This is a genomic window from Massilia sp. LjRoot122, from assembly GCF_964252725.1.
Classification (GTDB): Bacteria; Pseudomonadota; Gammaproteobacteria; order Burkholderiales; family Burkholderiaceae_D; genus Telluria.
In genome coordinates this window covers 450,870-476,752 of the sequence record NZ_CAXUPB020000001.1, presented here as the reverse complement: position 1 = coordinate 476,752, position 25,883 = coordinate 450,870, and the positions used below count along the sequence as shown (strand labels likewise).

20 protein-coding genes are annotated in these 25,883 nt (G+C 66.3%); 4 read left to right on the top strand and 16 right to left on the bottom strand.

What is annotated here, in order from left to right; translation table 11 throughout:
• Positions 1 to 13: 13 nt before the first annotated feature.
• The 7 genes from ACSQ25_RS02120 to ACSQ25_RS02090 form a co-directional block, all read right to left on the bottom strand.
• The gene (locus ACSQ25_RS02120; RefSeq protein ID WP_436104063.1) at positions 14 to 406 is read right to left on the bottom strand and encodes a VOC family protein; all 393 of its coding nucleotides are present in this window, start codon (positions 404 to 406) and stop codon (positions 14 to 16) included.
• Positions 407 to 432: 26 nt separating this feature from the next.
• The gene (locus ACSQ25_RS02115; RefSeq protein WP_436104062.1) at positions 433 to 3,273 is read right to left on the bottom strand and encodes a M16 family metallopeptidase; all 2,841 of its coding nucleotides are present in this window, start codon (positions 3,271 to 3,273) and stop codon (positions 433 to 435) included.
• An 85-nt stretch (positions 3,274 to 3,358) separates the two neighbouring features.
• Positions 3,359 to 3,718: a translation initiation factor Sui1 gene (locus ACSQ25_RS02110; RefSeq protein ID WP_436104061.1), complete on the bottom strand. Its 360-nt coding sequence runs from the start codon at positions 3,716 to 3,718 to the stop codon at positions 3,359 to 3,361.
• A gap of 182 nt (positions 3,719 to 3,900) precedes the next feature.
• Complete coding sequence (locus tag ACSQ25_RS02105) at positions 3,901 to 4,095, bottom strand: hypothetical protein (protein WP_436104060.1); 195 nt, start codon at positions 4,093 to 4,095, stop codon at positions 3,901 to 3,903.
• A gap of 12 nt (positions 4,096 to 4,107) precedes the next feature.
• Positions 4,108 to 5,004 (bottom strand): SPFH domain-containing protein, encoded by an 897-nt coding sequence (locus tag ACSQ25_RS02100; RefSeq protein WP_436104059.1) that lies wholly within the window; start codon positions 5,002 to 5,004, stop codon positions 4,108 to 4,110.
• Positions 5,005 to 5,091: 87 nt separating this feature from the next.
• Positions 5,092 to 6,243 (bottom strand): MFS transporter, encoded by a 1,152-nt coding sequence (locus ACSQ25_RS02095; RefSeq protein ID WP_436104058.1) that lies wholly within the window; start codon positions 6,241 to 6,243, stop codon positions 5,092 to 5,094.
• Positions 6,240 to 7,016, bottom strand: a complete 777-nt coding sequence (locus ACSQ25_RS02090; RefSeq protein WP_436104057.1) for a DeoR/GlpR family DNA-binding transcription regulator — start codon at positions 7,014 to 7,016, stop codon at positions 6,240 to 6,242. Before ACSQ25_RS02090 ends, ACSQ25_RS02095 begins: the two co-directional genes overlap by 4 nt.
• A gap of 169 nt (positions 7,017 to 7,185) precedes the next feature.
• On the opposite strand from ACSQ25_RS02090, the gene ACSQ25_RS02085 reads away from it, so the two are divergent.
• The 3 genes from ACSQ25_RS02085 (at position 7,186) to ACSQ25_RS02075 (ending at position 10,685) form a co-directional block, all read left to right on the top strand.
• A complete protein-coding gene (locus ACSQ25_RS02085; protein ID WP_436104056.1) occupies positions 7,186 to 8,790 on the top strand; it encodes a response regulator in 1,605 nt (534 codons plus the stop codon).
• Between the two features lie 78 nt (positions 8,791 to 8,868).
• Positions 8,869 to 9,948, top strand: coding sequence for a sensor histidine kinase (locus ACSQ25_RS02080; RefSeq protein WP_436104055.1), 1,080 nt, complete (start codon positions 8,869 to 8,871; stop codon positions 9,946 to 9,948).
• Positions 9,945 to 10,685: a LytR/AlgR family response regulator transcription factor gene (locus tag ACSQ25_RS02075; protein ID WP_436104054.1), complete on the top strand. Its 741-nt coding sequence runs from the start codon at positions 9,945 to 9,947 to the stop codon at positions 10,683 to 10,685. The genes ACSQ25_RS02080 and ACSQ25_RS02075 overlap by 4 nt, the downstream gene beginning before the upstream one ends.
• 3 nt (positions 10,686 to 10,688) lie before the next feature.
• On the opposite strand, the gene ACSQ25_RS02070 is transcribed toward ACSQ25_RS02075, so the two are convergent.
• The 6 genes from ACSQ25_RS02070 to ACSQ25_RS02045 all read right to left on the bottom strand — a co-directional run bounded on the left by ACSQ25_RS02070 (position 10,689) and on the right by ACSQ25_RS02045 (position 20,116).
• The gene (locus tag ACSQ25_RS02070; RefSeq protein ID WP_436104053.1) at positions 10,689 to 13,019 is read right to left on the bottom strand and encodes a response regulator; all 2,331 of its coding nucleotides are present in this window, start codon (positions 13,017 to 13,019) and stop codon (positions 10,689 to 10,691) included.
• Positions 13,012 to 14,511, bottom strand: a complete 1,500-nt coding sequence (locus ACSQ25_RS02065) for a sensor histidine kinase (protein ID WP_436104052.1) — start codon at positions 14,509 to 14,511, stop codon at positions 13,012 to 13,014. The genes ACSQ25_RS02070 and ACSQ25_RS02065 overlap by 8 nt, the downstream gene beginning before the upstream one ends.
• Positions 14,512 to 14,521: 10 nt before the next feature.
• Entirely contained in the window at positions 14,522 to 15,010 is a 489-nt protein-coding gene (locus ACSQ25_RS02060; RefSeq protein ID WP_436104051.1) for a response regulator, read from the bottom strand.
• Positions 15,011 to 15,027: 17 nt separating this feature from the next.
• Positions 15,028 to 16,788: a sensor histidine kinase gene (locus ACSQ25_RS02055; RefSeq protein WP_436104050.1), complete on the bottom strand. Its 1,761-nt coding sequence runs from the start codon at positions 16,786 to 16,788 to the stop codon at positions 15,028 to 15,030.
• 85 nt (positions 16,789 to 16,873) lie between these two features.
• Positions 16,874 to 18,436: a S8 family serine peptidase gene (locus tag ACSQ25_RS02050; protein ID WP_436104049.1), complete on the bottom strand. Its 1,563-nt coding sequence runs from the start codon at positions 18,434 to 18,436 to the stop codon at positions 16,874 to 16,876.
• Positions 18,437 to 18,628: 192 nt separating this feature from the next.
• Positions 18,629 to 20,116, bottom strand: a complete 1,488-nt coding sequence (locus ACSQ25_RS02045) for an aldehyde dehydrogenase (RefSeq protein WP_436104048.1) — start codon at positions 20,114 to 20,116, stop codon at positions 18,629 to 18,631.
• A gap of 128 nt (positions 20,117 to 20,244) precedes the next feature.
• Between ACSQ25_RS02045 and ACSQ25_RS02040 the strand changes: the two genes are divergently transcribed.
• The gene (locus ACSQ25_RS02040) at positions 20,245 to 21,705 is read left to right on the top strand and encodes a sodium:solute symporter family protein (RefSeq protein WP_436104047.1); all 1,461 of its coding nucleotides are present in this window, start codon (positions 20,245 to 20,247) and stop codon (positions 21,703 to 21,705) included.
• A 168-nt stretch (positions 21,706 to 21,873) separates the two neighbouring features.
• On the opposite strand, the gene ACSQ25_RS02035 is transcribed toward ACSQ25_RS02040, so the two are convergent.
• From ACSQ25_RS02035 to ACSQ25_RS02025, 3 genes are all read right to left on the bottom strand, one after another.
• A complete protein-coding gene (locus ACSQ25_RS02035) occupies positions 21,874 to 23,316 on the bottom strand; it encodes an aspartate aminotransferase family protein (RefSeq protein ID WP_436104046.1) in 1,443 nt (480 codons plus the stop codon).
• A 44-nt stretch (positions 23,317 to 23,360) separates the two neighbouring features.
• A complete protein-coding gene (locus ACSQ25_RS02030; protein ID WP_436104045.1) occupies positions 23,361 to 24,731 on the bottom strand; it encodes a glutamine synthetase family protein in 1,371 nt (456 codons plus the stop codon).
• Between the two features lie 119 nt (positions 24,732 to 24,850).
• Complete coding sequence (locus ACSQ25_RS02025) at positions 24,851 to 25,612, bottom strand: gamma-glutamyl-gamma-aminobutyrate hydrolase family protein (RefSeq protein ID WP_436104044.1); 762 nt, start codon at positions 25,610 to 25,612, stop codon at positions 24,851 to 24,853.
• Positions 25,613 to 25,883: the final 271 nt, after the last annotated feature.

Sequence of the window (25,883 nt, the reverse complement as noted above, 5' to 3'; positions counted from 1 at the left end):
GGAAGGGCTGCTCTCATTTCGGCCGATGCAGGGCGCAGAGCTTGTTGCCGTCGGGGTCGCGGACGTAGGCCAGGTACATCGTGCCCAGGCTGCCTTCGCGCAGGCCCGGCGGGTTCTCGCAGGTGCTGCCGCCATGCGCCAGCGCGGCCTTGTGGAACTGCTGCACCTGTTCCGGCGAACTGCATTTGAAACCGATGGTGCCGCCGTTGGCGACGCACGCGGCCTCGCCGTTGATCGGCTCCGTGATGCAGAAGGCGGCGCCGTCGTGGCGGTAGAAGAGCCGGGCCTGGCCGGTCGGCGCCTGGTTCCGGAACGCCTCGCCGGCGCCGAGCGTCGCCAGCACGGCGTCGTAGAAGCGCTTCGAGCGCTCGATATCGTTCGACCCGACCATCACATGACTGAACATCGTGTTATCTCCTTGTAGTGATTGGCTTACCTGGCGATCAGGACCGGTTCGTCGAAGCCCAGTTCCTTCATCCGCGGCAGCTGGGTCTTCGCATCGCCGACCACCAGCCAGACCATCTTCGACGGGTCCAGGTACTTCTGCGACAAGGCCTGGACCTGCGGCAGCGTCATCGCCTTGACGATCTGTTCGCGCTCCTTGATGTAGTTGGCGCGCCAGCCGTACTTGCTGACGTTGTCGAGCATGCCCAGCTTGGCCGCAGAGGTTTCGAAGGCACGCGCATTGCTCTTGATGAGGAAGTTCTTGGTCGTCTCCAGGTCGGCCGCCGAATAGGTCGGGGCGTAGTCCTGCAGGATCTGCTTCACCAGCTGGGTCGATTCGAGCGTGACGTTGCTGCGCACGCCGCTGGCGATGATGAAGGGCCCGGCGCTCTTGCTGCCGCCGAAGCTCGAATTGATCCCGTAGGTATAGCCCTTGCCCTCGCGCAGCTGCTGGGTCAGGCGCGATGCGAAACCGCCGCCGCCCAGGATGTAGTTCGCCACGGTGGCCGGGTAGTAGTCCTGGTCGGTCACGGCCAGCGCACGGTAGCCGATGTGCAGCACCGATTGCTTCGCATCCGGCACGTCGACGAAGTAGACCTTGGCCGGCGGCAGGCTGGTGGCCGCCGCCGCTGGCGGCAGCGCTACCTCCTTCGCCTTCCACGCGCGGCTCAGGCCGGCCAGCGAACTCGCGACGGCCGCTTTCGGCAGGGCGCCGACCACGTGCATGCGCGCCCTCGAGGGCGACAGCTTGGCCTGGTAATAGCCCTTCAGGTCATCGATGGTGATCGCATTCACGCTCGCGGCGGTGCCGAGGATGTTGCGCGAACGAGGATCGTCCTTACCGTAGATCAGCTGGCCGAAATTGCGGCTGGCCAGCGCATTCGGATCGGCGTCCTGCTGGCGAATCTGGCTCAGCACGCTCTGCTTGATCAGGGCGAATTCCTTCTCGTCCCAGCGCGGCTGCAGCAGGATTTCCTCGACCAGGGCCAGGGTCGCGCGGTAATTGCGTGCCAGGGTCGTGACGCTGATGCGCACGTCCTCGGGCCGTGCGAACACATTGATGCTCGCGCCTAGCTGCTGGATCGCTTCTTCCAGTTCCTGCGGGGTCTTCTTCGCGGTCCCCTGGGTCATCAGGCGCGCCATCAGGTTGGCCACGCCCACCTTTTCCGGCTTGTCGAGCAGCAGGCCGCCGTCGATCGCGATATCGAACTGCACCAGCGGCACTTCATTGTTTTCGATGCCGACCACGCGCATGCCGTTCGCCAGCGTCGATTCCCACACCTGCGGCACTTTCACCTCCGGCGTCGGGCCGTAGGCGGGTTCCTTGCTGCGGTCGAAGCTGGACGGGGTCTTCGTGTATTCCGCGCTCACGCTCGGGTCGACGGCATTCTCCGCGCCTTGCACGACCTTCTCTTCGACGACGTCGGCTTTGCCCGATCCGCTCAAGGCGAGGGCCAGCTTGCCCTTCGGGACGAAACTGGTCGCGACAAAGGGCTTGCCCTTGATGTAGGTGTCGTACACGCGGCGCACGTCGGCCGGCGTCACCGCCAGCGTCTTCCTGACGCTCTGCGCCACATAACCCGGATTGCCGGTCAGGTAGTTGTACTCGGCCAGCAGGGCCGATTTGCCAAGCACGCTGGACACCGAGTTGTAGAAGCGGGTCTCGAGGCCGGCCTTGATGCGGTTCAGGTCGCGTTCGGAAATGCCTTCCTGTTCGAACTTGGCGAAGGCCTTGTCGACCGCGGCGGCCACCTCGTCGAGGGGCTTGCCTTCGAAGGCGCGGATGCGCAGCATGAACTGGCCCGCCAGTTCCGAGGTCTGGTTGCCGATCTGAACGTTCGGGGCCAGCTTGCTGTCTTCCACCAGCACCTTATAAAAAGGCGCGCGCTTGGTCTGCGACAGGTATTCGGCCAGCACCTCGAGCGCATACGAGTCCTCGTGCAAGTCCTCGACGGTGGGCCAGGCCATGTTCAGCTCGGGCAGCTTCGCGAAGTTGTCTTCGTGGGCCAGCTTGACGGTTTCCTTCACCACGCCGGGACGCTTGGCCATGGCCTTCATCGGCGCGCCGCGCTTGATCTCGGAAAAATACTTCTCGACCCACTTGCGCGCCTGGACCGGGTCGAAATCGCCGGCCAGCACCAGGGTCACGTTGTTCGGCACGTACCACAGGCGGAAGAATTCCTTGACGTCGTCCAGGGTCGCGTTCTGCAGGTCGTCGAGCGAACCGATGACCTGCCAGTTGTAGGGGTGGTCGGCCGGGTACAGGGCCTTGTTGATGACGTAGCGGGTGTGGCCATAGGGCGCGTTGTCCACGCCCTGGCGCTTCTCGTTCTTGACGACCTGCTTTTCCTTGGCCAGCACCGGATCGGTGACCGTGTTGATGAACCAGCCGAGCTTGTCCGCTTCGGCCCAGATCATCTTCTCGAGCGCGTCCTTGGGAACAGTCTGCAGGTAGTTGGTGCGGTCCTGCGAGGTCGAGCCGTTGGCGCCGGAGCCGCCGATGCGCGCGCTCATCTTGTCGAGGCCGCCCTTGCCCAGGTTTTCCGATTCCAGGAACAGCAGGTGCTCGAACAGGTGGGCGAAGCCGGTGCGGCCGGCCTTCTCGCGGGCCGAGCCCACGTGGGCCGTCAGGTTGACGGCGACGACCGGATCGGAGCGGTCGATGTGGAAGATCACGTCGAGGCCGTTGGGCAGGGTGAACTTTTGATAGTCCACCTTCAGCCCGGCCTTCGGCGTGGCTGCGGCCGGCTTGGCGGCGGCATGTGCCGGCATCGACAAGGCGGGCGCGAAGCAGGCGGCCACCAACAGGGTCAAGGGAAGAATCTTCATGCAATCAGGTCCTTAAGGAGAAGGGCGGCAACACGCCAAGGCGTTCTGGATAGTATTGCAATTTCCTGATTGCTACAACAGAGCTTCAGCCGCCGGCGCGCTTCACTTGGTGGCCGAGTTTTTTCAGTTCTTCCATGATCCGGTCGCAGTGGTCGCCCTGCACTTCGATCACGCCATCCTTCACGGTGCCGCCGCAGCCGCAGGCGGTGCGCAACTGCTTGCCCAGCACGGCCAATGCAAGGGGATCGAGGGCCAGACCTTTGACGAGCGTGACGGTCTTGCCGCCGCGGCCCTTCGACTGGCGCGATACGCGGGCGACGCCATCGCCGGCGGGCACGGCCTTGGCCTGCTTGCAGCTGCATGCGGATACCGGCTGCCGGCAGTCGGGGCACATGCGGCCAGTTTCTGTCGAATAGACGAGTCCGCCGTTTGAACTACGCTTCATGGCTTGCCTGACATCTCAAAAAAGCATCACGATGAGCCCTGTGAAGACGATGACGAGCAATAATGTGCAGATCCACCCTTGCCAGGTAACTGGCGTGACGCCAAAGCCGAACTTCCTCGGACCAAACCACGATTTACCCATACCTTGACCTCCTGTTGATCTCACTACCGGGCAGCAGCGCGCTACGCATCCTCCGCGCCGTCTTTCTTGCTCCCCGCCTCGATGTGCTTCACCCCGCGCCGCGCCAGCCCCTCCCTCAGCAGGAACTCGATTTCCGCATTCACACTGCGCAGGTCGCGGGCGGCGAGGCGCTGCAACTCCTCCCACAATGCAGGATCGATTCGTAGGGGGAATGCCTTTTTACCGGGACTTGCCATGCTCGTCGGCTGCTAGTTGTAGAGGGTGCCCGTGTTGACGATCGGCTGGGTTTCCTTGTCCGAACACAGCACCACGAGCAGGTTGCTGACCATGGCCGCCTTGCGCTCGTCGTCGAGTTCGACGATGCCCCGCTCGGACAAGCCCTTCAGCGCCGCTTCCACCATGCTCACGGCGCCATGCACGATTTTCGCACGGGCGCTGATGATGGCCTCGGCCTGTTGGCGGCGCAGCATGACCTGGGCGATCTCGGCGGCATAGGCCAGGTGGGTGAGCTTGGCGTCGAGCACCTCGACACCGGCCGCCTCGAAGCGCGCCTGCAGCTCGCATTTGAGCGCGTCGGCGACGACATCCATGCCGGCGCGCAGCGTGGTTTCGCCTTCCGGCAGATCTTCGCCCTCGTCGTAGGCATACTGCGATGCCAGGTGGCGCAGCGCGGCTTCGGCCTGGATCGAGACGTAGCGCTCGAAATCGTCCACTTCGAACACGGCCTGGGCGGTATCGCGGACGCGCCAGACGACGGCTGCGCTGATCTCGACTGGATTGCCGCGCTTGTCGTTGACCTTCAGGGTCGGCGCGTTGAAGTTGCGGGCGCGCAGCGACAGCCGGCGCTTGACGTAGAGGGGGAAGGCCCAGCGCAGGCCTTCGCTGCGGTCGGTACCGATGTACTTGCCGAACAGGGTGAGGATCGCGCTTTCATTCGGCTGGAGCATGAACAGGCCGGTCAGGCAGATGACCCCGGCCAGCACCATCAACAGGCTGCCCAGGAAAGGGAGAAGACCATTGGCAGGCTCGAGCCCGGTATTGAACAGGTAGACGGCGCCGCCCAGCAGGATGACGCCGGCAATGGCTGCCAGGTAGCCATTCGCGGACGAGAACGCCATTTCGCGGCGAGTGTGTGCTGCATTCATGCTCGATCCCCCTCCAGAAAAGTAACATCAAAGTGATATCACTTTAGGATCACCCGAAATTGTTGTCAAGTAATTTCGGCGGTGGGATCAGGCATGGCGTTTGATCACCCCCGCGCTCAGCGCAATCACCAGTCCCGACAGGGACAGCATGCCCAGCGCCACCATGATGCTGGCCTGCGCCGCGATATAGCCCAGCACCGGCGGCGCCAGCAGCAGGCCGCCATAGCCCAGGGTCGCTACCGCCGCCACGCCCGCGCCCGCACTCATGCCAGGAATACGCGAGGCGGCACCGAACAGCAGCGGCACCACGTTGGCCGCGCCGATGCCGATCAGGGCGAAGCCGGCCGCCGACAGCAGGAAGTGGGTGCTCAGCACCGCCGTCGCCAGGCCCGCGAACATCGCCAGGCCGCCCAGCACCATCACGCGCAGCGCACCGAAGCGCAGGATCATGCGGTCGCCCGCGAAGCGGCAGGCGGCCATCGCGATCGAGAAGGCGGAGTAGGCCAGCGCCGCCGTCGCCGGCTCGGCGCCGGTACGTTCCTGCATCAGGAGCGCGCTCCAGTCCACCAGCGCGCCCTCGACCGCGAAGCACAGCAGCGCCAGCAGGCCGAGGCTCAGGGCGGCGCCGCGCGGCAGCTGGAAGTGGCTGCCCGCTTCATGACTGGGCGCGAAGGCCATCACGCGCGGCGCGGCCGCGGCCAGGACCAGCGCGGTCAGAATGCCCATGGCCAGCGCACCCTGCCCGTCGCCCCAGCCCTGCTTGAGGATCATGCCGCCCAGCGCCGCCCCCAGCAGGCCACCCAGGCTGAAGAAGCCGTGGAAGGACGACATGGTCGGGATGCCGCGCGCGGTCTCGACCTCGCTGGCATTGGCGTTCATCGCCACGTCCAGTGCGCCGTTGCTGATACCGAAAACGAAGGCCGCCGCGAACAGCAGGGGCAGGTCGCTGACGTTCATGACCAGCGCCAGCATCGGTGCGAACAGGAAGCCGGATGCCAGGGTCATGCGGCGCGTGCCCCAGCGCGCCGTGAAGCCGCCCATCAGCGGCATGGCGAGCAGTGCACCGGCGGCGATGGTGAGCAGGACCATGCTCAAGGTCGCGGTATCGATGCCGGCGCGTGCCTGCACCACCGGCACGTGCGCGGCCCACAGGCCGATGCCGGCGCCGTTGAGCAGGAAGACGGTCGAGATCGACCAGCGTGCGGCCGCGAGGGAAGTGCTGCCTTGATTCCGGCTCATGTCCTGGCCCTGGCTGCAAGCTTGATGTCGAGTCCCGGATGCGCCTGGCGCAGGCGGGCGATGATGTCGGCGGGCGCGTCGGCTTCGAGCACCAGGTGGTCGAGCTCCGCCAGCCGGCCGAACAGGAAAGGCGCGCTGTCGGCCAGGCGTTCGTTCAGCACGGCCGCCGCGCGGCGCACGCTGCCGGACAGCATGGCGGCCTTGATGCCCGCTTCCTCGGCGTCAGCGGTGGCCAGTCCCCGCTCGGGATCGAGCGCGCAGATGCCGACGATGCACAGGTCGGCGCGCAGCTGCTGGAGTTCGGCCAGGGTCCAGGCGCCCAGCACCGCGCCTTGCGCGGCGTGGTAGGTCCCGCCCAGCAGCACCACGCGCGTGCGGCGGAACTCGCCCAGCGCCAGCGCCACCTGCGGGCTGTTGGTGACGATGGTGGCGGCCTGGCCGTCTTCCAGCAGGCGGGCTACGGCGAGGTTGGTCGAGCCGGCGTCGATCAGTACCGTGTCGCCGGGGCGGATGCAGTCGCGCAGCAGCTGGGCCAGCGCGGCCTTGCGCGCCAGGTCGCTTTCGGCGCGCTCGCCGAAGCTGGCGACGCTGGTGCGCCGCATCGCGCCGCCGTGCACGCGGCGCAGCAGGCCGGCGGCGTCGAGCTCGCGCAGGTCGCGCCGGATCGTATCCTCGGACGTATTCAGCCGCTGCGCCAGTTCGGCGGCAAGCACCCGCCCTTCCTTGTCGACCGCGTCGATGATCGATTGCCGGCGTTCTTCTGCGAGTTGCATGTGTTCTCCTGATGAATGGACAGGACTTTACGCATACACGCAGAAACATGCAAGTTTACGCAATAAACAGGATAATTCATGCAGAGTAAATGCTGTCATGCATACAACAAGACCGTATGCGGCTTGCCCATAAGTTGTTAAACTTCATCTACTTTAGTAAGAGAAATCCATGGACAAGTCCGCTTCCATCCTCATCGTCGACGACTACCTCCTGATCCGCACCCACGTGCGCCAGGTGCTCGCGGAACTCGGCTTCCTGAACGTGTTCCAGGCCGATAACGGCAAGACCGCGCAGGACCTCATGCGCAAGCAGCAGATCGACATCGTGGTGGGCGACTGGGGCATGCCGGTGATGAGCGGGATCGACCTGCTCAAGTGGATGCGGACCGACCATCGCTATGCGAACACGCCGTTCATGATGCTGACCGCGGAAGCGAATCCGCAGTCGGTGCGCACCGCGCTGCAGGCCGGCGTGAACGCCTACATGATCAAGCCCTTCACGGTGCACAGCTTCGCCTGCAAGTTCATGAGCATGCTGGGCGTGCAGCTCGAGACCGCACCGGGCCCGTTCGCGCGCCAGCATCCGCCTGCCCCCGCACCGGCGCCCGTGCCGAAGCCGGCGCCCGTGCCGGTGCCTGAGCCGGCGGCAGCCGTGCTGCCCGAATCGAACGTCATCGGCCTGGATGCGCCGATCGGCGAACGCGTGAAGAAATCCACGGTGCTGATCGTGGACGACATCCCGACCAACATCGAGGTGCTGGCCGGCGTGCTGAAGGACGAATACGCGATCAAGGTCGCGATCAGCGGCAAGAAGGCGCTCGAGATCGCGGATGCCTTCCACATCGACCTGATCCTGCTCGACATCATGATGCCGCTCATGGACGGCTTCGAGACCTGCCGCCAGCTGAAGGCCAATCCGAAGACCGCGCACATCCCGATCATCTTCCTGTCGGCGCGCGACGGTACCGAGGACGTGGTGGCCGGCCTGCGCCTGGGCGCGGTGGACTACGTGTCCAAGCCGGCCGACCCGACCATCCTGAAAGCGCGCCTGTCGGCGCACCTGCTGCTGGCCACCGCCCTGCAGGACGTCAAGCGCCAGAACGAACTCCTGATCGAGAACGCGCGCCTGCGCGAGGACGTCGACCGCATCACGCGCCACGACCTGAAAAGCCCGATCGCCGTGGCCCTGCACGGCAGCCAGGCGCTGCTCGTCAGCCCGCTCACGCCGAGCCAGCGCGAACACGCCCACATGATCGAGACCGCGGCCGAGAACGCGCTCGAGATGATCAACCGCACCCTCGACGTCTACAAGATGGAACAGGGCAGCTACCAGCCGGCGCTGCAGGTGTTCGACCTGGGCGACATGCTGGGCAGGATCTGCCGGCAGGCCCAGTTCACCTTCGACAACGACGACGTCAGCGTCGGCTACGAGCAGCCCGAGGGCGTGAGCTGCCTGGGCGAGCCGCTGCTGTGCTATTCGCTGTTCAACAACGTGCTGAAGAACGCGATCGAGGCCTCGCCCCCTGCCGGCAAGGTGAGCGTGTCCATCGCGCCCGGCTACGGCAACCTGCACGTCATGATCGACAATGCCGGCGACGTGCCGCCGGCGGCGCGCGAGCGTTTCTTCGAGAAGTACGCGCCATCAAGCAAGATCGGCGGCAACGGCCTGGGCACCTACTCGATCCGCCTCATGGCCGAGGTGCAGGGCGGCAGCGTGAGCATGGACACGGGCCACGGCCGCACGCGGCTGACCATTACCCTGCCCTGCCCGTAATCCTCAGTTCGGACCCCGGATCTTGCAGTTCGTGGCACGGTGCTCCCGCACCGCCTCATCTAGGGCGATACTGCAGACATGAATACAACGCCTTCCAAACCGACCGGACAGGGCCTGATGTGGCGCATCTACATCGGGGCCTGGCTGGTGTACGGGATTTTCCTGTCCTCCGCCGACCAGCTGGACATCCTGGCGGCCGGCCGCTTCGATGCGGCCCGCTGGATGCTGACCCTGGCCAGCCTGCTGCCCTCCGCCCTGCTGCTGGCGCTGGCCTGGCCGCTGACCGGCTTCCTCGGCCGCCGCGCCTACCGCCCGTCCACCGTCATCGGCACCCACATCGTGGCGGGCTTCGCGTTCTCCGTGGTCTCGCAGACACCCTTCTGGCTGCTGTTCAACTCCGCCAAGCCGATCAGCTGGTACGTCTGGCCCCTGCTCTACCACGTCATGACCTACCTGCTGGGGGCCGGCATCTTCCACCTGATCCGCGCCCGCGACGCCGCGCACCGCCAGGCGCTGGCGATGAAGGAGGCCCAGAACCTGGTGATCGCCTCGGAACTGAGCGCGCTGCGCAACAAGCTCAATCCTCACTTCCTGTTCAACACCCTGCACTCGATCATCGCGCTCACCCAGCGCAACCCGGCGGCCGCCGAGACCGCGCTGTTCCAGTTCTCGGACATGCTGCGCTACGTGCTCGACACGGAACGTGGCGGCAGCGACCGCGTGACCCTCGACGCCGAACTCGGCTTCGTGCGCGACTACCTGGAACTGGAACAGCTGCGCCTGGGCGAGCGCCTGCATGTCGAGTGGGACCTCGACGAGGATGCGGGCGACCATCCGCTGCCCGCCCTGTCGCTGCAGCCGCTGGTCGAGAACAGCATCAAGCACGCCTTCAATCCGCACAGCCGGCCGGGCATCCTGCACATCCGCACCCGGCGCGATCCCGCGACCGGCGAACTGACCATGACGGTGCGCGACACCGGCCCCGGCGCCGATCCGGCGCAGATGGCCGCCTCGCCCGGCCTGGGCCTGCGCACCGTCGAGCGGCGCCTGCAGCTGGACTACGGCGGCCGCGCCGCCCTGGGCGTGCGCAGCGCGCCCGGGGCCGGCTTCAGCGTGTCCGTCACCATTCCCGCCATCCGCGAGGAGAGCTACGCATGAGCATGAGAACCGCCTTTTTTGCCGAAGACGAGCCGCTGGCGCGCGACGTGCTGCGCGACGCCATCTACAGGCATCCGTCCCTGCGCCTGGTGGGCGAAGCGGCGGACGGCGCCAGCGCCCTGGCCCAAATCGGACGCCTGCGTCCCGAGGTCGTGTTCATGGACATCCAGATGCCTGAGATGACCGGCCTGGAGGTGCTGCGCCGGCTCGACTACCTGCCCAGGATCGTGTTCACCACGGCCTACGACCAGTACGCGGTGACGGCCTTCGAGCTGAATGCGGTGGACTACCTGCTCAAGCCCTTCACGCAGGCGCGCTTCGCCGCCGCGGTGGCGCGGCTGCTGGAGGGACCGGGACATGAACGTGAATCACTCGGCCAGGTCCTGGCACGGGCGCACGCGGTGCCGGCGCGGCTGGAACGCATCCTGGTGCGCGACCGCGGGCGCATCTTCCCGCTGGCGGCCGCCGACATCGAGTACATGAAGTCGGATTCGAAATACACGGTGATCACGGCGCGCGGCCAGAGCTTCCTGGTCCGGATCGGCATCTCGGAGCTCGAGGCCCAGCTCGACCCGGCGCGCTTCGTGCGCATCCACCGCTCGGCCCTGGTCAACCTCGACTTCGTGGAATCGATGCGGGCGGATGACCAGTCGCAGCTGCAGATCCACATGCGCGACGGAACCGTGCTGGGGGCCAACCGCGACGCCTCGAAGGTCCTGCGCGACATGGCGATCTAGGTACTATCTGCCCAGGTGCCGGCTGACGGCCGCCGCCACGTCCTGCGGGCTGACCGGCTTGACCAGGTGATCGTCGAATCCCGCCTCCAGCGTTGCGCTGCGGTCCTGCTGCTGGCCCCAGCCGGTCACCGCGACCAGCGCCACACTCCGGCCCCAGTCCTGTGCCCGCACCCAGCGCGCCACCTCGATGCCGTTCGCGTGCGGCATGCCGATGTCGAGCACCAGCGCGTCCGGCCGCCATTGCTCCGCCATCTGCATGGCTTCCCTGCCATCGTAGGCCACCTGGACCGCATACCCCTCCATGCGCAGCACCTCGCCCAGCAGGTCGGCGGCGTCGACGTTGTCATCGGCCACCAGCAGCCGCACATGCGTGTCGGACGCCGGGGCGGCGCTGGCCGGCGCCTGCTCTTCGGCAGTGCCGGAATCCATGCACGGCAGCTCGATCCGGACCGTCGTGCCCTGCCCGCCGCCTTCGCTGAAGGCCCGCACCGTGCCGCCGTGCAGGTCGACCAGCTTGCGCACCACCGCCAGGCCGATGCCGAGGCCTTCCGGCCCGCCGCTGACCTTCGACTGCCCCTGGGAGAACATGTCGAACACGGATTCCAGCTGGTCCGGTGCAATGCCGGCGCCGTTGTCGCTGACGGTGACGACGGCGCGCCCCTCTGCGCTGACGGCGCGAACCGTGATCGCGCCATGCGCCGGGGTGAACTTGGCGGCGTTGTTCAGGACGTTGCTGATGATCTGGGTCAGCCTTACCTCGTCGCCCGGCACCATGATGGGTGCCGCCGGCAAATCGAAACGGATGTCGTGGCCAAGCGATTCGATCAGCGCACGCGTGCTTTCATAGGCCAGTTCGATGGTGCGCCGCAGGTCGACCGGACGGGTCTCGAGTTCGATCCGGTTGAGGGTGATGCGGCTCAGGTCGAGCAGGTCGTCGAGCAGGCGCCCCATGTGACGGGTCTGACGGCTGATGACGTCGCGCGCCTTGCCGATGGTGGCGGGGGAAGCCACATGGCGCAGCATCTCGACCGAGTAGCCGATGGCGGCCATCGGGTTGCGCAATTCGTGCGCCAGCACCGACAGGAACTCGCTCTTCTGCCGGTTCGCCTTCTCCAGCTCGCGCTGGACGTTCTTGAGCGCGCTGACATCCATGATGGCCGCGACCGCCCCACGTACCCGTCCTTCCGTGTCGAACAGCGGCGCCGCACTCACCAGGATGGTGAGTGCACGGCCATCGTCGAACTGCACGTCGAGTTCTTCGCCACGCACCGGCCTGCCGAGCCGCGCCGCGACCCGCATTGGCCAGTCGTCCGGCGCGAGGACTTCGCCGCCGCGCAGGTAGCGATAGGGGCGTTCGTTGGTGCCGATCCGGTCGTAGTCGCTGCCGTGGTCGACGCCGAGCAGCGCGGAAAAATAGGGCGTGATGCTGATGTGCCGCGCTTCGGCATCGTGGCTGATGGCGATGCCGACCGGCAGCACGTCAAGGATGGTTTGCAGCTCTTCCTGCTGCTTGCGCTGGTGCTCCTTGTCCCCTACCTCGGCCGTCACGTCGCGCAGGGTGCCGATGACGAGGGAGGTCTCGCCGTCGTGCTTGCGCAGCAGCTTGCCGCTGCCGGCGAGCCAGCGCAGCTGGCCGTCGGCGCCCAGCACGCGGAACTCGGCGGCGACACGGCCATCGTCTTCGAGGGCGGCGTGCCAGACCGCGAGCAGTCCTGCACGGTCCTCGGGATGCACCTGTTCCAGCGCCTGCGCCGGGCTGGCATGGACGAATCCGCGCGGCTGGCCGAACATCGGCCCGACATCGTCCGAGCAGCTCAGCTGCCCGCTGCCGATGTCGACCTGCCAGGTCGCCATGCCGGCCGATTGCAGGGCGATCTCGAGGCGGGCCTTGGCGAGCGACTCGCGCGCCAGCGATTCCTGCAGCCTGGCGCGGTTGTGCACCCGTTCGAAGCAGCCGATGACGGCGAAGGGAACGCGCGGGTAATGCTTGGGCGTCTTGGTGATGTAGTCGTCCAGGCCCTCCTTCATGGCGTCGACGGCGACTTCCTCGTTGCCGCTGCCGGTGAACATGATGACCGGCACCTGCGGATAGCGCCGCTTGATCTCGCGCAGCACCTCGGTGCCGACCGTCCAACGCAGCCGGTAGTCGGTGACCGCGACATCGAAACCGCCGCCGTCCAGCGCTTCGGCCAGCATGGCGGCATCACTGATGTGGCGCACCGCGACCTGCTCGATGCGCAGCCGCAGCTCGCGCTCGACCAGCGCCCGGTCGTCGGGATTGTCGTCGATGAGCAGGACCCGCAGCGGTCCCTCGTTGGCGAATTGCTCAGGCACCGGGCAGCTCGATCCAGAAGTTCGACCCGATGCCGGGCGCCGCTTCGACACCCACGCTGCCGTTCATGCGCTCCACCCCTTTCTTGACGATCGCCAGGCCGATGCCGGTGCCCGGGTATTCCTCCTCGCCATGCAGGCGCTCGAACACGTTGAACACGCGCGCCCTGGCTTCATCGGCCATGCCGATGCCGTTGTCCTGCACCTCGATCCGCACCGTGCGCCCGCGCGCGCGCGCCACGAACTGCACCGCGGCATGGGTGTCGGGACGGACGAACTTGACGGCGTTGCCGAGCAGGTTGGTCAGGGCCTGCACCAGGATCGGCCGGTGCGCCCGCACCATCAGGTCCTGGGGCATATCGACCTGGATGTCGGCCGCCTGGAAGGCCGGTTCGCACTGCAAGGAGGCGCGCGCCTCCTGCACCAGGTCGAGCAGCGGCAGGCTGTCGGTGCTGATCTCGGCGCGCGACAGGCGCGCGAACTCGAGCAGGTCCGACACCATCAGGTCGATGCGGCGGGCAATGGCGTTGATGCGGTCGACGTACTGCTCGAAGTTGCTGAAGTCGCGCGCCGACAGGTCCTGGCGCAGCGCCGCGGCATAGCCCTGGATGGTGCGCAGCGGCTCGCGCAGGTCGTGCGAGACCGAGAAGCCGAAGGTCTCGAGCGCCTCGTTGGCTTCCTGCAGCTGCCGGGTGCGTTCGACGATGCGCTGCTCGAGTTCCGCATTCAGGCGGTGGATCTCGGCACCGGCCCGGCGCAGCGAGGTGGCGTCTTCGACGATGCCATCGATGGCCTCGTGGCCGTTGACCCTGACCCGCACCAGCTTGACGACGTAAAAGCGCCCGTGCTCGTCGCTCGCGCCAACTTCGGCCTGCAGGTCGGCCTGCAGTTCGGCGGTATCGAAGGCCGTCCGCAGCTGCGGCAGGCGGCTCCTCACCTGGTCGAGCAGCGGATGGCGCAAGGAGTCCGGGGCGCTGGGGTCGCCCCCGAGCATGGTCCAGAAGGCGCGGTTGGCCTCTTCCAGACTGCCCTCGAGCGACATGCGGAACACGCCGAGGTGGATGTTTTCCAGCAGGGCGGCCAGGCGGGTTTCCGAACGCATCGCGCGCGCTCGGATCTCCTTGCGGTCGAGGCAGGTACGCACCCCCACCGGCAGGCGTGCGTAGTGGCGCGGGCTCTTGATGACGTAGTCGTCGAGCCCGAGTTTCATCGCCTCGACCGCGATTTCCTGGGTGCCGGTGGCGGTGAACATGATGACCGGCATCTGCGCGTCGAAAGCCTTGACCTGCTTGAGGATGTCCAGGCCGGTGATCCAGCGCATCTGGAAATCGGTGATGACGATGTCGACCCGCAGGCCGGCCTGCAGTTCGCGCTCCCAGGCGGCACGGTCGCCCACCTCGGCGATGTCGCAGCCCGGCAGGTTGCGTTCCAGCTCGCGCCGCGCCAGGGCGCGGTCGTCCGGATTATCGTCGAGCAGGAGTATGTTCAGTGTCATCGATGCTTGTTCAATGCGGCGCCGGGGCCGGGGCCGGCGGAACGCTCAGGTTGTTCCTCAGCCAGTACAGGTCGAGCATGCCGAGCAGCTGGACCAGGCCGTTGAAGGCCACCGGTTTCTGCAGGTAGGAATTGGCGCCCAGCGTATAGGCTTTCTGGATGTCTTCGTCTTCGCTCGACGAGGTCAGCACCACCACCGGCGTGGTGTCCAGCGCCGGCTGGCTGCGCACCCAGCGCAATACTTCCAGGCCGGAGCGCTTGGGCAGCTTCAGGTCGAGCAGGATCAGCGCCGGCAGCGGCGAGCGCTCGCGATCGCCGAACTGCCCGCTGCCGTCGAGGTAGGCGACGGCCTTGTCGCCGTCTTCCACGACCTGCATCGAGACCGGCAGGGCGGCCTTCTTCACGGCGCGCCGCGCCAGCAGCACATCGTCGGGATTGTCCTCCACCAGCAGGATGACCGGCAGGCCTGCCATGTCATCCTCGTGGCTCATGCTTTCCATGTCTCTCTCCCTTGTCCTCAGTCGGCAGCCGGCATGCTCAGTTCGAAGATGCTGCCGCCGCCCTCCCGCGCCATGATCCGTACGGTCCCGTCCATGCGCTCGAGGCCTTTCTTGACGATCGCCAGGCCGATTCCGGTGCCGGGATAGCGTTCGTGGCCATGGAGGCGCTCGAACACGCCGAACACGTGCTCGCGGTGTTCCGGCGCGATACCGATGCCATTATCGGCGATCAGCAGCCGCACCGCCATCCCGTCACGCGCGGCACTGACGCCGATGTGCGGGACCACGCCCTTGTCCACGAACTTGACGGCGTTCGACACCAGGTTGGCGATGACCTGCACCAGGATGGTCGCATTGCCCCGCACCGCCGGCAAGGGCTGGGCGATGTCGAGTCGCGCGCCGCTGTCGCCGAGTTGGGCCTCGAGGTCGCGCAGGACAGTCTTCATGACGATGCCGAGGTCGACGCGCTCCAGGCGCAATTCGGCGCGCGACAGGCGGCTGTAGGCCAGCAGGTCGGTGATCAGGCGGTCCATGCGCACCACGGCGGCCACGATGCGATTCGCGAACAGCCTGCCATCCTCGGACATGCGCTCCGCCTCGTCCTCGATCAGCGCGGTGGCGAAGCCCTCCACGTTGCGCAGCGGCGCGCGCAGGTCGTGCGCCACGGTGTGGGCGAAGGCGCGCAGCTCGGCATTGGCTTCCGCGATCTGTTCCGTCCTTTCCTCGACACGCTGCTCGAGCATCTGGTTGGCCTCGATCAGCTTGCGCTCCGACTCGGCCAGGGCACGTGCGCGTGCATTGCGCTCGGTAACGTCGCGGAACACCAGCACCGTGCCCGTGGCACCGGCGCCGTTCGGTGCGATGGGCGCGGCGCTCAGCTCGATGGCATGTTCGCCGCCGCCATTCGAGGCCAGGACGGCCCGCTCGCCGCGGTCGTGGATGGCGTCGTCGAGTGCGACCGGCTGGCCGCTGCTGCGCTCGCGAAAGCGCAGCACCTGGTCGAGCCGCATGCCGACGCCGCGCGGTTCGGAGATGCCGGTCAGTTCCTCCGCCACCCGGTTCATCAGGCTGACCGTACCTTGCAGGTCGGTCGCGATCACGCCATCGCCGATACTGCGCAGCGTCGCGTCGAGCCGGGCACGCTCGGCCAGCAGGCGCGCCGCGTCGCGCGAGGACACCACCCACAACAGGACGACCAGGAAGGCCGCCACCGCCGCGGTGGTGGCGAAGGCCGCGATCAGTTCGCGGCGCCCGCTGTCGACGCGCTGCTGGCGCTCCTGCAGCAGGCGCCGCTCCTGTGTGCGGATCACCTCCGCATGCGCCAGGATCTTTTGCTTGAGCACCCGTCCGGATTCCAGCAGCGCCAGGTCGGGCTCCCTGCCGGCGCGCACCATCTGCATGACGCGCTCGAGCAGGTCGATACGCATCCGCACCGTTTCCTCGAAGGGACGCAGGGCCGCCTGCTGCCGGGGATTGTCCCGGGTCAGTTCGCGCAGCCGTGCAAGCTCGGGCAGCACATCGCCGCGGGCCTGGCGGTAGCTGTCGACGAATCGTTCGTTGCCGGTCAACAGGAAGCCGCGCTGCGCGGCTTCCGCTTCGCTGGCCAGCGTCAGGGTGGCCTGCACGTGCTCCAGCACCTCGCGCGTATGCACCACCCATTGCCAGGACTCGGACTGGTTCCGGATGCCGCGCGCCAGTACGCTCAGCGCGATGCCCAGCACCAGCAGGCTCAGGATGGTGGCGATGGTGACCGGCGCGCGCAGCTTGAACTTTTTCATGACGGCCAAGGATACACGAGCAGCCTGCCGCGCAGCGCGCATGAAAAAGGGCGCCGCAGCGCCCTTGCATGCGAAGCTGCGAAGACTAGTTGCCGCAGCCCATAGACTTGATGCGGTCGTAGGCGGCTTTCGCCTGCACCATGCCGTAGCCGTACTTGACGTCGCGGCCGGCCGGGCCCAGGTCAAGGGCGCTGTTGTTCAGCGAGGCACGGATCTGCGCGCCGCTGCAGGTCGGGAAGTAGCTCCACACCAGGGCGGCGACGGCCGACACGTGCGGCGTCGCCATCGAGGTGCCGTCGTAATAGGCGTAGTTGGTCGCCTTCACGCTCACGGTGGCGCTCTGGCCGATCTGCGCCTTCATCGCCGCGCCGTCGGTGTCGCTTGCAGTCACCGAGGGAATATTCGTCACGGTGGTGCCCAGGGTGCCGCCGAAACCGCCAGCCACGTTGTTGTACACGATGGCGCCGACGCCGCCGCTGGTCTGGCAGTTCGTGACCTTGGTGGCGAAGTCGATGCTGCCGCGCTGGATCAGGCAGACCTTGCCTGCAACGGCGCTGTTGACCGTGTCGCCGATGCCGAAGTCGGCCAGCGCCGCGGTCGCGCTCTTGACCGGCGAGCCTTCCATCGCACCGGCGGCATACGGCACGCCGCCCACGGTCACCGCGCCTTCGATGCCGCCGCCCATCGGCACGGTCGACAGCACGCTGACGCCCGGCGCCGATAGCTCGACCTTGTTGTTGTACTGCGAGAAGCTGGCCCACTGCGTCTTCTCGTCGAGCGCACCGACCATGACCACGCTCGCGTAGCCGGCCGGGTAGGAAACGATGCGGTTGCCGTCGTTGCCCGCGGCCGCGATGCTCAACCTGCCCTCGGCCTGCAGCTTGTCGAAGGCCTGCTGCTCGGTGGTGCTCTTGCGCGCGCCGCCCAGCGACATGCTGATCACGTTGGCGCCGGCTTTGCCGCACTTGTTGGCGGCCGAGGCCAGGGTCGAGGAATAGGCCCAACCATCCTTGCCGAACACCTTCACGATGTGCAGCTTGAGCTTCTTGTTGGCGGCCACGCCAACCACGCCGGTGTTGCTGTTGTTGATGGCGGCAATCGTGCCGGCGACGTGGGTGCCATGGTGGTTCTCGTCGGTGTACCAGTTGCCGGTGCCGGCATCGTATTCGCCGGTCACGCTGTTTCCCGCCAGGTCTTCGTGGTTGCGGTCGTAGCCGGAGTCGATGATGCAGACCATGCGGTTGGCGGCGGCGCTGTCCGACAGCTGGTCGGCCTGCACCAACTCGATACCGTAGGGGATCAGCTGGCCCCTCGCATACTGGGTCCCGGCGGATGGCGAAGTCAGGGCGAAGGGTTGGCGCAGCACGTCTTCTTCGATGTACTCGACGTTCGGGTTATTCTCCAGGCCTTTCAGGGCAGTGGCCGGGACTTCGATGGCCATGGCATTCATGCCGAAGATCTCGTGCTTGACTGCGCCCTTCGCGGCAGCGACGGCGGATTTCATCTTTGCGGCCGAACCGGGCTTGAAGGCCACGATGACACGGGTAGTGTCGGGTGGCGCGGCCTGCGCGCTGCCGAGGACGCCGGCGGCGACCAGGGAGGTCAGGCAGATACTGAGTTTCGAAACGCGAGTGTGCTGGTGTGCCATGCGTGTTCTCCGATTGACTGCTTTATGATGTGCCCGCTGAAGGGGCTAGGGACCTTATATGCGCCCACACCTATGCATGTGTGCCAATAGAGTTTATTTCGAAAACTTCTACATAAGCAAACAACTCTTCAATTGTGTGAACGAAAACAGACTCAACAGGAAAACGGTATTTTCAACAGGCAATACTTCGGCTCAGCCGACCCGGATCCAGGTCGTCTTCAGCTCCGTGTACTTGTCGAAGGCATGCAGCGACTTGTCGCGCCCATTGCCCGACTGCTTGTAGCCGCCGAAGGGCACGGTGATGTCGTCGTTGTCGTACTGGTTGACGTGCACCGTCCCGGCGCGCAGCGCGCGTGAGGTGCGGATCGCCTTGCTCATGTCCGCGGTCCACACGGCGGCGGCCAGGCCGTAGGGCGTGGCATTCGCCTGCCGCACCGCTTCATCCAGGTCGGTAAAGGACAGCACCGACAGCACCGGCCCGAAGATCTCTTCGCGCGCGATGCGCATGCCGGCGTCGACGCCGTCGAACAGGGTCGGCTCGACGTACAGGCCGCCGCTGTCCTGGCGCGCCGCGTTGCCGCCCGCGAGCAGGCGTGCGCCCTCGCGCTTGCCGTCCTCGATGTAGCCGAGCACCGTCTTCATCTGGACCGGGTCGACGATGGCGCCCATCACCGTGTCTTCGTGCAGCGGATCGCCCGGCGCATGGCGTGGAAGCAGCGCGAGCGCTTTTTCCAGGAAGGCGTCCTTGATCGACGCTTCGACGAACAAGCGCGAGGGCGCATTGCAGCTTTCGCCCTGGTTGAAATAGATCGAGCCGATCGCGCTTTCCACCGCGGCATCCAGGTCGGGGCAGTCGGCGCAGACGATATTGGCCGACTTGCCGCCCAGTTCCGTCCAGGCACGCTTCAGGTTCGACTGCCCCGCCATCTGGACGATCTGCTTGCCGGTGCGGGTCGAGCCGGTGAAGGCGATGCAGTCCACGTCCATGTGCAGGCCCAGCGCGCTGCCCGCCTCGCCCCCATAGCCGGGCAGCACATTGAACACGCCGGGCGGCACGCCGGCCTCGAGCGCCAGTTCGGCCAGGCGCAGGGACGTCAAGGGGGCTTTCTCGGACGGCTTGAGGACCAGGCTGTTGCCGGCGGCGAGCGCCGGGCCGATCTTCCAGGCCGCCATCAGCATCGGGTAGTTCCAGGGAATGATGGCCGCGACCACGCCGACCGGCTCGCGCGTGATCAGGGCCAGGCTGTCCGCGCCGGTGGGCGCCACCTGGTCGTAGATCTTGTCGATCGCCTCGCCGTACCAGCGGATGCAGTTCTGCGCCAGCTGCACGTCCACGCTCAGGCTGTAGCGGATCGGCTTGCCCATGTCGAGGGTTTCCAGCAGCGCCAGCTCGTCGCGGTGCTCCAGCATCAGGTCGGCAAAGCGGATCAGCACGCGCTTGCGGGCGGCGGGCGCCATGCCGGCCCAGCGGCCGTCCTCGAAGGCGGCGCGGGCGCTGGCGACGGCGGCGTCGGCGTCCGCTGCCTCGCAGCGCGCGACCTCGGCCAGCTTGCGGCCGTCGACCGGAGAGATGCAGTCGAAACGCGCGCCGGAGCGGGCTTCGACCCGGAATCCGTCAATGAATGCGCGGCCGTCGATGGCCAGCTGCGCGGCCCGTTCATGCCAGTTTGTCGTGGACATGCCAGTTTCCTTCACTGTTGAGCAACACTCGATGCCGAATCCTAGCAAAGTTGATCCAACTGCCGGATTCTGCATTTATAATCGCGGATTTTCCGCCCGATAACTTTCTTCTTCCGGAATCCCACCGCATGAATACCACTTTGATCGTTTTCGTCGCGCTTTACCTGCTCGGCACGCTGGGGCTCGGGATGTGGGCGGGTACGCGGATCAAGAATACCGCCGACTTCGCGGTGGCCGGCCGCAGCCTGCCGCTGGTCATGGTGATCACGACCACCTTCGCGACCTGGTTCGGCGCCGAGACCGTGATGGGCGTGCCGGCCAAGTTCGTGCAGGGCGGCCTGAACGCCATCATCGAAGACCCCTTCGGCGCCGGCATGTGCTTGATCCTGGTCGGCCTGTTCTTCGCGTCGAAACTGTACAAGCTGAATCTGCTGACCATCGGCGACTACTACCGCCAGCGCTACGGCAAGGGCATCGAGATCTTCTGCTCGGTGGCGATCATCCTGAGCTACCTGGGCTGGGTGGCGGCGCAGATCACCGCGCTGGGCCTGGTGTTCACGGTGCTGACCAATGGCGCGATGTCGCCGGCCATGGGCATGCTGATCGGTACCCTGGCGGTGCTGATCTACGTGGTGGTGGGCGGCTTCCTGGCGGTGGCGATCACCGACTTCGTCCAGATGATCGTGCTGGTGGTGGGCATGACCATCATCGCCTTCTTCGCGGCCGACCTGGCCGGCGGTTCGGACAAGGTGTTCGCGATGGCCCAGCAGGCCGACCTGTGGCGCGTGCTGCCGGAGCCGAGCTTCACCGACATCGCCTTCTTCGTGGGCGCGGCCGTCACCATGATGTTCGGCTCGATCCCGCAGCAGGACGTGTTCCAGCGCGTGATGTCGGCCAAGGACGCGCCGACCGCGCGCACCGGCGCCGTGATCGGCGGCGCCAGCTACATCCTGTTCGCCTTCGTGCCGATGTTCATCGTCGCCGCGGCCGTGGTGGTGATGGGCAACTCGGCGATGGAGATCGCCCAGAACGACTACCAGCGCCTGCTGCCGACCTTCATCATGACCAAGATGCCCCTGGTGATGCAGATCCTGTTCTTCGGCGCCCTGCTGTCGGCGATCAAGAGCACCTCGTCGGCCACCCTGCTGGCGCCGTCGACCAGCTTCGTCGAGAACATCCTCAAGAACCTGCGTCCGGGCATGAGCGACAAGCAGAACCTGCTGGCCATGCGCATCACCATCGTGATCTTCGCGGCCCTGGTGCTGGCGTATGCGATCGCGATGGAAGGCACCTCGATCTACGAGCTGGTGTCGAGCGCCTACCAGGTGACCCTGGTCGGGGCCTTCGTGCCGCTGGTGATGGGCCTGTACTGGAAGCGCGCCACCACCCAGGGCGCGATCCTGTCGATCGGCGCGGGCATCATCGTGTGGCTGCTGTTCTTCGAGGGCGTGACTACCTGGGGCGAGCATTTCCCGGGGCAGCTGGCAGGGCTGCTGGCGGCCTTCGCGGGCATGTTCGTGGGCTCGCTGGCGCCGCAGTTTTTCCGGAATGGTGGGGAACCGACCAAGCATATCGTGGCGAGCGCTTGAGTTCACACTAGTCTGCGGAATTGGATCCCGGCCTTCGCCGGGAGTCATGGGCGCCAGTGGCGCGCATGACGGTTCAAGGGTAGCGGGCTGACGGCAACGCTTCTACTGTTTGCCAAAAAACCGTCGTCCCGGCGCAGGCCGGGACCCAAGTTCGCTGCAAACCACCAGCTACTCCATCCACCCCCGCCCCACCACCTCCTCCAGCGTCAAATCCAGGCAATACCCGATCCGCTCCACCATCTCGTCGATCTGCACGGTCGTCATCGACAGCGGCGGCGCCACGATCATGCGGTCGCCGACCGCGCGCATGATCACCCCGTTGTCGAACATGTGCTTCCGGCACAGCATCCCCACCGCGTGAGCCGCAGGGAAGGCTTCGCAGTCATGCACCGTGGGCCCCTTGCGGCGCACCAGGTTCAGCCCCGCCGTCATGCCGCAGGTTTCGGCATGGCCCACCAGCGGATGCATCGCCAGCGAAGCAAAGCGCGACTTCAAGTGCGGCCCGGTCTCCAGCGCCACGCGCTCCACCAGCCCTTCGGCCTCGATGATGCGGATGTTTTCCAGCGCCGCCGCGCAGGCCGCCGGGTGGCCGGAATAGGTGAAGCCGTGGTTGAAGTCGCCGCCCTTCTCGATCAGCACATGCGCCACGCGCCCGCCCACCAGCACCCCGCCCAGCGGTACGTAGCCCGAGGTCACGCCCTTGGCGAAGGCGATCAGGTCGGGCTGGAAGCCCATCAGCTCGCAGCCGAACCAGGTGCCCAGGCGGCCGAAGCCGCAGATCACTTCGTCCGACACCAGCAGGATGTCGTACTTGTCGCAGATGCGCTGGATCTCGGGCCAGTAGGTCGAAGGCGGGATGATGACGCCGCCCGCGCCCTGCACCGGTTCGCCGATGAAGGCCGCCACCTTGTCGGGACCCACTTCCAGGATTTTCTCCTCCAGCCAGCCGGCGGCCGCCAGGCCGAACTCGGCCTCGCTCATGCCGCGCCCGCCCTCGGCGTAGTTCGGCTGCCCGATGTGGACGATGCCGGGAATCGGCAGTCCGCCCTGGGCGTGCATGCCGGCCATGCCGCCCAGCGAGGCCCCGGCGAGGGTAGAGCCGTGGTAGGCGTTGCGGCGGCTGATGATGACCTCGCGATCGGGCTTGCCGGCTAGCTGCCAGTAGCGCCGCACCATGCGCACGATGGTGTCGTTCGCTTCCGAGCCGCTGCCGGTGAAGAACACGTGCTGGAAGGGCTGCGGTGCGATGCGCGCCAGCAGCGCCGCCAGTTTCACGGCGGGCACGTTGGTGGTGTTGAAGAAGCTGTTATAGAAAGGCAGCTGCAGCATCTGGGCGTGCACCGCGTCGGCGATGCTGGCGCGGCCATAGCCGGCATTCACGCACCACAGGCCGGCCATGCCGTCGATGATCTTCTTGCCGTCCGAATCCCACAGGTAGACGTCCTCGGCGCGCACGATCACGCGCGCGCCGCGTTCCCTCAGCGCGGCGTGGTCGGTGAAGGGGTGCAGGAAGTGCGCGCTGTCGAGGCGCTGCAGCTCCCGGGTGTCATAGGTCTCGCATGCCTCGGGCGCGGTGATGCGCAGCGAGGCCACTGGCGTATTGGTAGTCATGATCGGCTCCCATTTTTTTGTGTGAACCAGCCAACGTGGCCCGATCAGACGTGCAGCAGCAGGTGTTCCCGCTCCCACGGACTGATGACGCGCATGAACTCCTGGTGCTCGAGGTCCTTCACCGCGGAGTACACGTCGATGAAGCGCTCGCCCAGCACGTCGCGCAAACGGTCTTCGCGGCGCAGCAGGGTGATGGCTTCGGACAGGCCCTGCGGCAGCTCGACCGGCATGTCGTAGGCGCTGCCCTCGACCATGCCGCTCGGCTCGACCGCATCGAGCATGCCCAGGTAGCCGCAGGCCAGGGTCACGGCCAGCGCCAGGTAGGGATTGGCGTCGGCACCGATCACGCGGTTCTCGACGCGCCGGTCCTGGGCGCCCGACACCGGCACGCGGAAGCCCACGGTGCGGTTGTCCATGCCCCACTGCAGGTTGATCGGCGCCGCCGAGTGGCGCACGATGCGGCGGTAGGAATTCACGTAGGGCGCGATGATGGCCATCGCCGAGGGCATGTAGCGCTGCAGGCCGCCGATGTAGTGGCGGAAGGACGGCGCCTCCGTGCCGTCGGGATTGCTGAAGATGTTGCGGCCGCTGTCCAGGTCGACCACGCTCTGGTGCACGTGCATCGCCGAGCCGGGCTCGTCGGCCATCGGCTTGGCCATGAAGGTCGCGTACATCTCGTGCTTGAGCGCGGCCTCGCGCAGGGTGCGCTTGAAGTAGAAGACCTTGTCCGCCAGCCCCAGCGGGTCGCCGTGCAGGAAGTTGATCTCCATCTGGCCGGCGCCGATCTCGTGGATGAGGGTGTCGACGTCGAGGTTCATCATCTCGCAGTAATCGTAGATGTCCTCGAACAGCGGGTCGAATTCGTTGACGGCGTCGATGCTGTAGACCTGGCGGCTGGTCTCGGCGCGGCCGCTGCGGCCGACCGGCGAGGTGAGCGGCAGGTTGGGATCGATGTTCTTGGCCGTGAGGTAGAACTCGAGCTCGGGCGCCACCACCGGCTTCCAGCCGCGCTCGGCGTAGAGCTTGAGCACACGGCGCAGCACGCTGCGCGGCGCATAGTCGACCAGCGTGCCGTCGGAGAAATAGCAGTCGTGGATGACCTGCGCGGTCGGGTCGACCGCCCAGGGCACCATGGTGATGGTGGTCGGGTCGGCCTTGAGGATCATGTCGCGGTCGGTGACCGCGATGGCGCGGTTATAGGATTCGTCGCGCTCGGGGGTATTGCCGGTGACGGTCATGCCCAGCACCACTTCGGGGATGCGCATGCCGCGGTCGTCGGTGAACTTGATGCGGGGGAGGATTTTTCCACGGGCGACACCGGTCAGGTCGGGGACCAGGCATTCGATTTCGGTGACCCGTTTGGCGTTGAGCCACTCCTCCATGTCGGTGTAAGAAAAATTGTCGCGGATTGCCATGATTGCCTCACTGTCTGTTTGGGATACGCGCGCACGCATGCGCGCTGCTCGGTTCAGGCAGGGAAGCTAGGGAACGGCACTCGTCGCCCACAGGCAGGCCGTCCGGTTGGCGACTTCGCTCATGCGGAACTCCGTTGTTTCTGGGCTTGGTAATCGCGGCAGGCCTGGCCGAAGGCGCCGAACATCTTCATCGAATACGGGTTGTGCTGGATGCGCCACTCGGGGTGCCACTGCACCGCCAGCGTGAAGCCGGGCGCGGTCGACACGGAAAAGGCTTCGACCAGCCCGTCCTCCGCTACTGCTTCGACCGTCAGGCCGGGCGCGAGTTCGTGGATGCCCTGCCCGTGCAGCGAGTTCACCGGGATCTCCGGCTGCCCCAGCATGCGCTCGAGGCAGCCGCCGGGCGTGAGCATGACGTTATGGGCGTCGCCGTACTGCTCGTCCATGCCGAGCTCGGGATTCTCGCGGTGGTCGAACTTGCCGGCTACGGCCTGCACCGCCTGGTGCAGGCTGCCGCCGAGCGCCACGTTCATCTCCTGGAAACCACGGCAGATCGCGATGATCGGGATGCCGCGCTTGACCGCTTCGCGGATCAGGGGCAGCGTGGTCTGGTCGCGCGCCGGATCCTGCGGCAGCGAAGGGTCGAGCACTTCCTCGGAATAGTAGCTGGGATGGACGTTCGAGGCCGAGCCGGTCAGCATGATGCCGTCGCACAGGGCCAGCATGGTTTCCAGGTCAAGCGAGGCGCCCAGGGAAGGCAGGATCATGGGGGCGCAATCGGCGCCGAGGACGACGGCGTCGACATACTTGTGCTGGGCCGCGTGATAAGGGTGTTCGCCGAAATCACGGGTGCATGCGGGGACGATGACGATGGGGCGCATGGTCTCTACCTTGTCGTGAAGCGCACGAAACCATGATACGAGCATTCTGGTCCGGGCGCGAGTGGCCAATGATTCAGATCAGCTGCGCCAGATCAATGTGGCGCGGCTGGAGCGTGCTTGTGCTGATCTGCCAAGGAACTGAGTTCCATAGCAAAATCTTAACGGTAACTCGAGAAGCATGCCAACACGGTAAGGCAGCACCGGTGACGAAATACTATTTCATGGGAAACGAAGTAATGAAATTTTATTTCGTCACGGCAATAGGCGGCGT

Excerpts from the sequence above, each read along its gene's own strand:
- ACSQ25_RS02120 (WP_436104063.1), bottom strand. The coding sequence starts at position 406 with ATGTTCAGTCATGTGATGGTCGGGTCGAACGATATCGAGCGCTCGAAG.
- ACSQ25_RS02115 (WP_436104062.1), bottom strand. The coding sequence starts at position 3,273 with ATGAAGATTCTTCCCTTGACCCTGTTGGTGGCCGCCTGCTTCGCGCCC.
- ACSQ25_RS02110 (WP_436104061.1), bottom strand. The coding sequence starts at position 3,718 with ATGAAGCGTAGTTCAAACGGCGGACTCGTCTATTCGACAGAAACTGGC.
- ACSQ25_RS02105 (WP_436104060.1), bottom strand. The coding sequence starts at position 4,095 with ATGGCAAGTCCCGGTAAAAAGGCATTCCCCCTACGAATCGATCCTGCA.
- ACSQ25_RS02100 (WP_436104059.1), bottom strand. The coding sequence starts at position 5,004 with ATGAATGCAGCACACACTCGCCGCGAAATGGCGTTCTCGTCCGCGAAT.
- ACSQ25_RS02095 (WP_436104058.1), bottom strand. The coding sequence starts at position 6,243 with ATGAGCCGGAATCAAGGCAGCACTTCCCTCGCGGCCGCACGCTGGTCG.
- ACSQ25_RS02090 (WP_436104057.1), bottom strand. The coding sequence starts at position 7,016 with ATGCAACTCGCAGAAGAACGCCGGCAATCGATCATCGACGCGGTCGAC.
- ACSQ25_RS02085 (WP_436104056.1), top strand. The coding sequence starts at position 7,186 with ATGGACAAGTCCGCTTCCATCCTCATCGTCGACGACTACCTCCTGATC.
- ACSQ25_RS02080 (WP_436104055.1), top strand. The coding sequence starts at position 8,869 with ATGAATACAACGCCTTCCAAACCGACCGGACAGGGCCTGATGTGGCGC.
- ACSQ25_RS02075 (WP_436104054.1), top strand. The coding sequence starts at position 9,945 with ATGAGCATGAGAACCGCCTTTTTTGCCGAAGACGAGCCGCTGGCGCGC.
- ACSQ25_RS02065 (WP_436104052.1), bottom strand. The coding sequence starts at position 14,511 with ATGACACTGAACATACTCCTGCTCGACGATAATCCGGACGACCGCGCC.
- ACSQ25_RS02060 (WP_436104051.1), bottom strand. The coding sequence starts at position 15,010 with ATGGAAAGCATGAGCCACGAGGATGACATGGCAGGCCTGCCGGTCATC.
- ACSQ25_RS02055 (WP_436104050.1), bottom strand. The coding sequence starts at position 16,788 with ATGAAAAAGTTCAAGCTGCGCGCGCCGGTCACCATCGCCACCATCCTG.
- ACSQ25_RS02050 (WP_436104049.1), bottom strand. The coding sequence starts at position 18,436 with ATGGCACACCAGCACACTCGCGTTTCGAAACTCAGTATCTGCCTGACC.
- ACSQ25_RS02045 (WP_436104048.1), bottom strand. The coding sequence starts at position 20,116 with ATGTCCACGACAAACTGGCATGAACGGGCCGCGCAGCTGGCCATCGAC.
- ACSQ25_RS02040 (WP_436104047.1), top strand. The coding sequence starts at position 20,245 with ATGAATACCACTTTGATCGTTTTCGTCGCGCTTTACCTGCTCGGCACG.
- ACSQ25_RS02035 (WP_436104046.1), bottom strand. The coding sequence starts at position 23,316 with ATGACTACCAATACGCCAGTGGCCTCGCTGCGCATCACCGCGCCCGAG.
- ACSQ25_RS02030 (WP_436104045.1), bottom strand. The coding sequence starts at position 24,731 with ATGGCAATCCGCGACAATTTTTCTTACACCGACATGGAGGAGTGGCTC.
- ACSQ25_RS02025 (WP_436104044.1), bottom strand. The coding sequence starts at position 25,612 with ATGCGCCCCATCGTCATCGTCCCCGCATGCACCCGTGATTTCGGCGAA.